General features: G+C 35.1%; 7 protein-coding genes. All 7 read left to right on the top strand.

Going from position 1 to position 7,880, the window contains the following annotated elements; genetic code table 11:
* The coding region (locus MRZ08_RS00760; RefSeq protein ID WP_297378092.1) for an acetate kinase at nucleotides 1–1,083 on the top strand (1,083 nt) is incomplete at its 5' end.
* 63 nt (nucleotides 1,084–1,146) lie between these two features.
* On the top strand, nucleotides 1,147–1,326 hold the full coding sequence (gene rpmF, locus MRZ08_RS00755) for a 50S ribosomal protein L32 (RefSeq protein WP_015777605.1): 180 nt from the start codon (nucleotides 1,147–1,149) through the stop codon (nucleotides 1,324–1,326).
* A gap of 51 nt (nucleotides 1,327–1,377) precedes the next feature.
* Complete coding sequence (plsX, locus tag MRZ08_RS00750) at nucleotides 1,378–2,352, top strand: phosphate acyltransferase PlsX (protein ID WP_297378084.1); 975 nt, start codon at nucleotides 1,378–1,380, stop codon at nucleotides 2,350–2,352.
* Nucleotides 2,349–2,573 (top strand): acyl carrier protein, encoded by a 225-nt coding sequence (locus MRZ08_RS00745; protein ID WP_297378081.1) that lies wholly within the window; start codon nucleotides 2,349–2,351, stop codon nucleotides 2,571–2,573. The genes plsX and MRZ08_RS00745 overlap by 4 nt, the downstream gene beginning before the upstream one ends.
* Nucleotides 2,573–3,292, top strand: a complete 720-nt coding sequence (gene rnc / locus MRZ08_RS00740; protein ID WP_297378078.1) for a ribonuclease III — start codon at nucleotides 2,573–2,575, stop codon at nucleotides 3,290–3,292. Before MRZ08_RS00745 ends, rnc begins: the two co-directional genes overlap by 1 nt.
* A complete protein-coding gene (locus MRZ08_RS00735; RefSeq protein ID WP_297378075.1) occupies nucleotides 3,285–4,364 on the top strand; it encodes a radical SAM protein in 1,080 nt (359 codons plus the stop codon). Before rnc ends, MRZ08_RS00735 begins: the two co-directional genes overlap by 8 nt.
* Nucleotides 4,355–7,873 carry a chromosome segregation protein SMC gene (gene smc / locus MRZ08_RS00730; protein ID WP_297378095.1) on the top strand — a complete coding sequence of 1,173 codons (3,519 nt, stop codon included), beginning with the start codon at nucleotides 4,355–4,357 and terminating at the stop codon, nucleotides 7,871–7,873. Before MRZ08_RS00735 ends, smc begins: the two co-directional genes overlap by 10 nt.
* Nucleotides 7,874–7,880: the final 7 nt, after the last annotated feature.

Genomic DNA, 7,880 nt, shown 5'->3' with positions numbered 1-7,880 from the left:
GGATCAAGACTTATCCAAGAAAAGGGTGATGACGAATTTACAATCGAAGAAGATATGAAAGATCATACAGAGGCAGTAGGTCACGTATTTGATGCCCTAGTAGATAGCGAAAACGGAGTTATCAAGGATCTTTCTGAAATCGATGCAGTAGGCCACAGATTCGTACACGGTGGAGAAAAAATCACAAAATCTTGTCTAATCGACAAAGAAGTAAGAGACGCAATCGAAGAATACAGCAAGTTTGCCCCACTTCACAATCCAGCTAACCTAATGGGACTAGAAGCTTGTGAAAAATTACTTGAAGGTGTTCCAAATGTTGCGGTATTTGATACAGCCTTCCACCAAACAATGCCAGAAAAAACTTTCCTATACGGTATAGACTACAAATACTATGAAGAAGATTCTATAAGAAAATACGGTTTCCACGGAACAAGCCACAACTTTATTACTAACAAGACAGCAGAAATCCTTGGCAAAGATGTAAACGAACTTAATATTATTTCTTGCCACCTTGGAAATGGATCTTCAATCACAGCTGTCAAAGAAGGAAAAAGCTATGATACATCAATGGGACTAACACCACTTGAAGGCCTAATCATGGGTACAAGATCAGGTGATATCGATCCAACAGCTGTAACATATATAATGAAAGAAAAAAATCTTACAGCTGACGAGATGGAAAATATCCTAAACAAAGAATCTGGAGTACTTGGAGTTAGTGGAGTAAGCTCAGACTTTAGGGACCTAGAAGCTGCTGCTAAAGAAGGAAACAAGAGAGCTCAATACGCCTTAGACATGTTTGTAACAAGAACTAAAAGATATATAGCAGGTTACATGGCAGAAATCGGAAGTGTTGATGCCATAGTATTTACTGGTGGAATCGGAGAAAACTCAATCGACATGAGAAAAGACATCATGGAAGGATTCGAGCAATTCGGAATCAAGATCGATGATGAAAAGAACAACGTTCGTGGTGGAGCTCACGAAGTATCTACAGATGATTCAACAGTTAAGGTAATGGTTGTTGCAACTAACGAAGAGTTGATGATTGCAAGAGATACAAAATCTATCGTAGAAGCTTGACAAAGAACTCTTATCATTATATAATATAAAGGATTGCTAAACTGATAAGAGGAGGTGTCAAAGATGGCAGTACCAAAGAGAAGAACATCAAAAACAAGAAAAAATAAAAGAAGAGCCTCAGCTTATACTTTGAATAGATCAAACTATGTTGAGTGTCCAAATTGTCATGAGCCAAAACTTCCACACAGAGTTTGCCCAAATTGTGGAGATTATAAAGGCGAAACAATTCTTGATGTAGAGTAAAGATAGTGTTTTACACTATCTTTTTTAATATAATATTTTAAAGAGGGAAAGATGAAGATATTAATTGATACCTACGGAGCAGATAAGGGCGAGAAAGTCCTAGTAGATGGAGCTATAATAGCCAAAGAAAAACGTGACTTTACTCCAGTATTTGTTGGAAATAAAGACAAAATCGAAGAATTGATAGATGGTAGGATAAAAGATTATGAAATTATCCGTACAGATGAATTTATCTCTAATGACGAAGATCCAGCCAGGGCTATTAGAAGAAAGAAAAATGCATCAATAGTATTGGCCTTTGAGAAATCCAAGGAAGAAGGTTACGACGGTGTGCTTTCTGCAGGATCTACCGGGGCACTTCTTGCGGGAGGACTTTTCATAGCCAAAAGAATTAAGGGAATCGACAGGGCCTGCCTTGCTACGAGCCTTCCAACTCTAGGAGAGACTACCCTTCTTATGGATACAGGTGCCAATATGGATTGTAAGAAAGAATTTTTGGAAGAATTCGGATTAATGGGTAAAGTATATCTAGAAAATGTTCTTAATATAGAAAATCCAAAGATTGGCCTACTCAATGTTGGAGTTGAGGAACATAAGGGAAATAAACTTGCCAAAGAAACTTACGCTCTCTTAAAAGAAGCAAATCTTAACTTTGTAGGAAATATCGAAGCAAGAGACCTATTTACTGGCAAGGTCAACGTCATCCTTGCAGATGGGTTTGATGGAAATATTGCTATAAAGACAGCTGAAGGAATCTTTAGCCTAATGGGCAAGGAGCTTAAAGACGTATTTTATAAATCCTTACCAAATAAGCTTGCAGCAGGAATCCTTAAGAAAGATCTTAAGGCTATGTTTAATAAGTTTTCTGCTGATGAAGTTGGAGGTGCTCCACTTTTAGGAGTTAAGTCATACGCCTACAAGGCCCATGGTAATGCCAACGAAATTGCAATTTCAAACGCTATTTTAGGGCTTATGGATTATATAGATAAGAATGTTATTGAAAAAATAGAAGGAGAATTGATTTGATTAGAGAAAGACTTAAAGAATTAGCAGTTGAAAATCTTGACCTCGATCCTAACGAAATTGACTTTGATAGCAAGATTTCTGATCTAGACATCGACTCTATCGACTTAGTTGATTTTATAATGTTAATTGAGGATGAATATTCAGTAGAGTTTTCTGATGAAGAATTAGATGAGATTGAAACACTTGCTGATATTGTCAGCGTGATTGAGAGCAAGAATTAATGGCTATTTCTAATAATAGACTAAAAAAAATAGAAGAATTTGAAAAAAGTATCGGCTACACCTTCAATGATAAAGATTTGATTGATGTAGCCTTTACTCATTCTTCATATACAAATGAGGTCAAAGGAAAGAAAAAAAGCAACGAAAGACTAGAATTTTTGGGAGATTCTATCCTAGATATGATAGTAAGCGAAGTACTCTTCAAACACTATTCTATGAAGCCTGAAGGCTGGCTAACCAAGACTAGATCAAGGCTAGTTTGCACATCATCATTTGCTAAGGCTTGTGAGAAGTTTGAAATGTCAACCTACCTTAACTTTGGAAATGGAGAAAAACAAGGTGGGGGCGAGCTTAAAAAGCATGTAAAGGCAGACACCTTCGAAGCTGTTTGTGCAGCAATTTATTTGGACTCTTCCTATGATAATTTGTTTAAGTTTTTGAAGAAAAACTATAAAGAAGAAGCCCTTGAGATTATAAATGATGACTCAATCTTCAATGATTATAAGACTAAGCTTCAAGAATATCATAATGCAAAAGACAGGAAAATCCTAAAATATGTCCTTGTCAAAGAAGAAGGCCCAGAACATGAGAAGACCTTTACTATGGCTGTGAAGCTTGGCAACAAAGTTTTGGCCTATGGAGTAGGCAAGAATAAAAAGCAAGCAGAGCAAAAAGCTGCCCAAGCTGCATATAAAGAAATAAAGAGAAAAAATGGCTAAGAAAGAATATATTATTCCTATATTTATACCTTTTTTGGGTTGTCCTCACGATTGTGCCTTTTGCAATCAAGTAAAGATTACAAACTTCAAAGACAAGCTAGATAAGGAAAAACTTATAGGAGAAATCGAAAAAAAACTTTCATATTTTCCAGAAGAAAAAGCCGATGAGCTGGCGTTTTTTGGAGGATCTTTCACAGGACTTGATGAAGATGTGATGATAGCTTATCTTGATGTCGCAAAATCTTACAAAGATAAGGGAATTATTGATAGAATCAGACTTTCTACTAGACCTGATTATATAAATAATTCTATACTAGATATATTAAAAGAAAAAAGTGTGGATGTAATAGAGCTCGGAATCCAGTCCCTCGACCAGAAAGTATTAGACTATAATGAAAGAGGTCACAAGATCGAGGATTCCTACAGGGCAAGTGAGCTTATCAAAGAATACGGCTTCAGCCTAGGTCATCAGATTATGCCAGGACTTTTTATGGATGAATATGAAAAGTCTATTAAGACAGCTATTGACTCAGCCAATATGAATCCTAATATGGTAAGAATTTATCCAACTCTTGTAATAAAAGATACCAAGCTTGAAGCTCTTTATAATCTTGGTCTTTATAAGCCACTCGACCTAGAAGAAGCGGTCGATCTTTCTGCTGAGCTTTACATGATCTACAGGGCAAAGGATATAGACGTGATAAGAATCGGTCTACAGACTACTGAAAACATTAATGAAGGTGTGGATGTGGTTGCAGGTCCCTTCCATCCTGCTATCAGGCAATTAACGGAATCCTTGGTCTATAGGAAATATCTAGAAGAGCTTATCGAAAGAGAAAATATAGATAAGGACTTTACTATACACACAGACAATAGGAGCATATCCATAATTGCCGGCAACAAAAAGTCCAATAAGAAATATTTCTACCGAAAATATGGAATAAATATGTCTTTTGAGGCAGATGAGTCAGATTTCATTAGCTTAGAAGGTAGGGAAATAGGACTTGATTTAGATGGATTTATCTACTCTTATGTAAAGGAAACTTACGGTGGTGATTTGATATTAGATTAGAAAATATTGAGCTAAAGGGCTTTAAGTCCTTCGCTGATAGGACAAAAATTGAATTTGATGATAAGATTACTGCCGTGGTTGGTCCCAATGGATCGGGCAAAAGCAACATCTCTGATGCCATAAGATGGGTTTTGGGAGAGCAATCTGCAAAAAGCCTCAGAGGATCTAAGATGAACGATGTAATCTTTCAAGGAGGAGAAAACTCCAAGTCTCTTAATCTTGCAGAAGTAAACCTAAACTTTTCAAATGAGGAAAAGGCTCTTGATGTAAGCTACGATAAGGTGAAAATTTCAAGACGAATCTACAGAGACGGGGAAAATGAGTATAGGATTAATGGGAAGAAGGTAAGGCTTAAAGATATAAGGGAACTTTTTCTCGATACCGGAGTCGGTAAGGAAGGTTACTCAATTATCTCCCAAGGTAGGATTGAGGAAATCATATCATCTTCTGCCAAGGATAGGAGAAATATCTTTGAGGAAGCTAGCGGTATAGCCAAGCATAAGTTTAGACGAGATGAAGCAAATAAGAAACTGGATAGGGTAAGCGATGACCTTGAAGTCATAGAAAGAGACTGGGAATACAAGAAAAAAGAACTTGATCTCCTTAAGACCTACAAGGAAAATTACGAAGAAAATGAGCGATTAACAGAGCAGCTTGACCAGAGAGCTTATTTTTATCTAAAAGATAAGTCAAAAGCCCTATTAGAGGAAAAAAATAAGGCCAGCGATAATATCAGAAGGCTTGATAAAGAAATCAGTATTTCTACCACAGAGCTTGATAATATCAGAAAAAAGCTTGCTCCATTTACGAAAAATTATAAAGAAGTAGAAGGAGAAATAAGAAAAACCAAAGAGAGCATAGACAAATACAACAAGTCAATAGAGAAATCTCAAAGTAAAATTCTCTTAAATCAACAAAAAAAAGATTATAATTCCAAGGATTTAGAAAGACTTAAGTCAAATATTTCATCGAATGAAGAAAAAAGAGCTAAAGCCCAAAAAGACCTAGAAAATCAAGAAAAAACTTTAAATGACAATAAAGATAAGCTTAAAGAAATAAGCCAAAGTCTTGAAGAAAATCAAGCTAAAATCAATAAAACACAAAATGAATTAAAAGAGCTTGTTGATAAAAGCACTAGGGAAGAATTAAGATTAAATAAACTATCAAGAGATATATATAACTACGAGGTAGAGGAAAAATCTAAGGCAATAATTGATCAAAAAAAGGCAAAGGATGCCGAAGAAAGACTGGCTAAAATTAAGGCTCTTGAAAAGGACTTATTTATCCTTAATGAAAATAAAAATAAACTTGAAGAAGAAGTTAAAGAAGGCAGAAACAAGCTAAAAGATTTTCAGAAAAAAGAAGAAGACTATAGGAAAAATCTCTTAGATAAAAGAAAAGAAAGTGATGACTTATCAAAGGCTAATGCCGAAAATAATATCAATCTTAAGACCTTGATTTCAGAATTCAAGCTCCAAAAGGAAAATCTTGAGAAAAATAGGGGATATTTTTATTCGATTCAAGAATTTCTGAATAAAACTAAGGATTACGGTCTGGACAACTTGTATTTGGATTCCCTTGCCAATCTTATAAGAGTTAAGGAAGGCTATGAGGATGTAATCGACAACCTAATGGGGCCAGGTCTTCAAAACATTGTAACGAGAACTAAACTCGACACAAGAGAGTTAATTAACTTTGTAAACAAGAATAGACTGGGAAGAATTACCTTCCTTCCTATAGATTCAATCAAATCCTTTAGGAAAGATAGGCCTATGGAAGACGAGGTAATGGCTATGGCCTACGATTTGATCGAAGCTCCAGCAGAGCTTACAAATATCATAGACCACTTCTTAGGATCAACTGTAGTAGTAAAAGACATTGATAGTGCTGTCAGTCTTTCAAATAAGATAAAGGGCTTTAGGATAATTACCATGAATCTCGATATCATAAACAACTGGGGTTCCATGGTTGCTGGTAATGATAAAAATAGGAAGAAAAATACCAATCTTTTGAACAGAAACAAGAGACTAGAAGAGATTAAGGATAGGATTCTTTCTTTGAGAAATAAAAAGGACTATTTTAATGAGACTTATAGACAGATTAGTTCTGATATAAATATCCTCGACGATAAGCTTAAAGAAATTGCTAGCCTTATAGAAGATGAAAAAAACTCATTAAGAGAAAAAGAAAATAAGCTTTCCTCTATCAATATAAAAATCGAAAATGCTATCAACAGAAAAGATGAGCTTTCTGAAGAAAAAGACTATGATCTTGTCCTTACTGGATCCTTAGATATAGAAAGCCTTAGGAAAGATCGTGACAGACTAAGAGAAGAAATCGAAGAGATAAAAGTTTCGATAGCAGATAAAGAAAATACTTTTAGCCTTAAGGAAAAGGAAAATATCAAGCTTGAAAATACTGCTGATATGATTACTAGAGATATAAATCTCATTGTAAATACAATCACAGAACTTAAGAATTCCCTAAGAGATTTGGATGAATCTTATAGGATGGAGAATAAACTTAAGCTTGAAATCGATAAGTCTATAGGAGAAATCGATAGGGACGAGCAAAATCTCAAAAAAGTAATTGACTTTTCTAAGAAAAAGATTAGTGAAGAAGAAGAAAAACTTAAAATTTTATCAGAAGATAAAATTAAGATGGAGGAAGAAAACTCCGCTATGCTTGAAAAAGAAAAGAAAGTCGATGATAAAATAAAGGAATTGAATATTGAAAAGGTAAAAAGTGATTACGCGCTTTCTACTGCGACAGAGAAATATGATTCTATTATAGATGAGATTAGTCCATTTATTAGTCAAAGTCTAGATGAGATGGATAAGAAATATAAGGACTTAAGCTTTGATAAAGTAAGCAAAAAGTCTTTAGTCGACCTTCAAAGAAAGATAAACACTATTGGATTTTTTGATGAAAATTCCCTAGAAGCCTACATGGAAGCCAAAGAAGACTTTGATTTCTTGGATAAGCAGATGACAGATCTTGTAAATTCCAAGTCAGATATTGAAACAATGATTAAAAGGCTTGAAAAGGACATGAAGGAAGAGTTTATCAAAAACTTCAAAATTATAAATGAGAAATTCGCGAGAATTTTCAAGACTCTATTTATTGGAGGAGATGCTAAGCTTATCCTAGATAGCGATGATAGCTTAAATGCAGGAATAGAAATAGAGGCCCGCCCTCCATCTAAGTCCCTTAAGTCAATTTCACTTTTATCAGGAGGGGAGAAGGCTCTTACGGCTGTGGCCTTACTCTTTGCAATATTTGAGACCAATCCTGCTCCTTTTGCAATCCTAGATGAGATAGATGCTGCCTTAGATGAGACAAATATCAAAAGATATATAGAATATTTAACAAGCCTATCAGATAAGACTCAATTTATAATGATAACTCACAGGCAGACAACAATGCAGCTTGCAGAAAGGATTCACGGGGTTACCATAGGTGATGACGGCAAGAGTCAGGTATATTCTATAGACTTTGCAAAGAATTGAAAATAAG

Source organism: Anaerococcus sp. (genome assembly GCF_022770135.1).
Taxonomy (GTDB): domain Bacteria; phylum Bacillota; class Clostridia; order Tissierellales; family Peptoniphilaceae; genus Anaerococcus.
Note: the sequence above shows the minus strand (reverse complement) of the source record. Positions and strands in the feature narration are given on the sequence as shown.

Coding starts and splice junctions, on each gene's coding strand:
- plsX (WP_297378084.1), top strand. CDS start 1,378: ATGAAGATATTAATTGATACCTACGGAGCAGATAAGGGCGAGAAAGTC.
- rnc (WP_297378078.1), top strand. CDS start 2,573: ATGGCTATTTCTAATAATAGACTAAAAAAAATAGAAGAATTTGAAAAA.
- MRZ08_RS00735 (WP_297378075.1), top strand. CDS start 3,285: ATGGCTAAGAAAGAATATATTATTCCTATATTTATACCTTTTTTGGGT.
- rpmF (WP_015777605.1), top strand. CDS start 1,147: ATGGCAGTACCAAAGAGAAGAACATCAAAAACAAGAAAAAATAAAAGA.